The sequence below is a fragment of the Amphritea sp. genome, assembly GCF_050300915.1.
Lineage (GTDB): Bacteria > Pseudomonadota > Gammaproteobacteria > Pseudomonadales > Balneatricaceae > Amphritea.
The window spans coordinates 1-1,969 of sequence record NZ_JBNKYN010000151.1; the positions used below are offsets into that span (position 1 = coordinate 1).

2 protein-coding genes are annotated in these 1,969 nt (G+C 48.7%); both read left to right on the forward strand.

Annotated elements, in window-relative coordinates:
• On the forward strand, positions 1 to 1,013 hold a 1,013-nt coding region (gene ubiM, locus ACQY8X_RS20845), incomplete at its 5' end, for a 5-demethoxyubiquinol-8 5-hydroxylase UbiM (RefSeq protein ID WP_428037051.1).
• 154 nt (positions 1,014 to 1,167) lie between these two features.
• Positions 1,168 to 1,905: a glutamine amidotransferase-related protein gene (locus ACQY8X_RS20850; protein ID WP_428037052.1), complete on the forward strand. Its 738-nt coding sequence runs from the start codon at positions 1,168 to 1,170 to the stop codon at positions 1,903 to 1,905.
• The last annotated feature ends 64 nt before the right edge of the window (positions 1,906 to 1,969 follow it).

Consider the following 1,969-nt stretch of genomic DNA (forward strand, 5'->3'; position numbering starts at 1 on the left):
GGCAGCAACTTGCTGAGAGGGATATATCTCCGATCTGTGCGGCTAAAGTGCTGGATGGGAATTCAAGCTATACGCTGGATTTTGATAATAACGATACTCGACTGGACGCTCTGGGATATCTGGTACCCAATGATAAGATCCGTAAAGCCTACTTTGAGGTGGTCGAAGGGATTGAAAATGTTGAGCTGCTGACTGAGATCTCAGTGGAAGATGTCGGCAGCAGTGCAGATAGTGCATGGGTCGAGCTTTCAAATGGCGAGCGGGTTGAGTGTGATCTGTTGGTTTCCGCAGATAGTCGTTTCTCAGAAACCCGGCGGAAAATGGGTGTTCCTGCGTCCATGAAGGACTTTTCCCGTACTGCGATAGTGTGTCGTATGGAGCATACACTGCCACACAATCAGACCGCATTTGAATGTTTTCACTATGGGCGGACACTGGCCATTCTGCCGATGACGGGTAATCTGTCATCGATTGTTGTGACCGTTTCCAGTGCAGAGGCAGATAGTATCTTTAATATGAGTGAAGAGGCCTTTGCTGCAGATATTGAACAGCGCTTGCAGGGGCAGCTGGGTAGTATGAAACTCTATGGTCGTCGCCATCTCTACCCTTTGGTTGCTGTACATGCCAACAAATTTATCAGCCGCCGTTTTGCCGTTATTGGTGATGCTGCGGTAGGGATGCATCCGGTCACAGCACACGGATTTAATCTGGGGTTACGCAGTCAGGAAACCCTCACGAAAGAGATTCGGAACGCATTGTCGAAGGGGCAGGATATAGGTTCTTATTCTGTTCTGGAAAAATATCAGAGTAGCCATATGCGGGTTACCAAACCCCTCTACATGGGGACGAATCTGGTTGTCGGGCTGTTTACCAATGATAATGTAGCCGCCAAGGTTGTACGTAAGGCGACTTTGCGGATTGCGAACAATTTTGCCCCGCTGAAACAGGTGATTACCCGGAAACTGACAGAGAAAAAAATCGATATCCCATTTTTCCTGCCTGGGCTTAAGTAACCAGATCCCGCTTCAGGGCGGTACCAGGGGGCTGTGTTTCTGATGAAACAGCCCCTTTTTTATTGAGTCTTCATGATAGCAAGGTATTCTTAGGGCTATGCCAATAACTCAGTGCCCGTTAAAGTAAGCACAAGCCGTTTTATAAGAGTCTGTTATGAAAACCCGTGAACAGTTGAAAATCCTGCTGTTACAGATCCGTGATGGTGAGCAGGTACGCCGGGAAGAACACCATAGTTTTGCTGATTATTGTGGTGTCGTGCCGAAACAGATCGATATTCTTAATGTGTTCGACACGCCCGAGTTTCCGCAGACCGCGGCAGATGATTACGATGCATTGCTGGTGGGTGGGGCCAGTGAAGCCAATGTTCTCAGACCTGAGCAATATGGTTTCATTCAGGGGTGCCAGGACCTGATCAAGCACTGTGCTGAAACCGGTAAGCCGGTCTTTGCCTCCTGTTTTGGTTTCCAGTTGGCGATTCTTGCTCTGGGAGGGGAGATCCTCAATAAGGATGTTGGCTTTGAGATGGGAGCCATTCCTATTCGTGTGGCCGATGGCGCTGCAGATGATCCGCTTTTTCATGATACACCGGATGGTTTTTTCGCTGTTTCGGTGCACCGGCAGTTCGCACAGACGATTCCTTCCAGTTGTCAGTTACTGGCCTATACCGATGAGTGTATCCACAGCTTTAAACTGAAGGGAAAACCCTTCTGGGCTTTCCAGTTTCATCCCGAGGTAGATAAAGCCACTCTGATTGAACGACTGACCTTCTACAAAGCCCATTATACCGATGGCGATGGTCAGCTTGACCGGGTGCTGAGTGCAGCAGTAGAAACGCCTGAGTCTAATATTCTTGTGCGAAAGTTTGTTGACCGGGTGCTATTAGGGCACTGAACTGTTTGTATAGATGGCTCTCATCTTTGACGGCTTTTCAGTTGCGATAGCTTTCCCGTATACG

Excerpts from the sequence above, each read along its gene's own strand:
- ACQY8X_RS20850 (WP_428037052.1), top strand. The coding sequence starts at position 1,168 with ATGAAAACCCGTGAACAGTTGAAAATCCTGCTGTTACAGATCCGTGAT.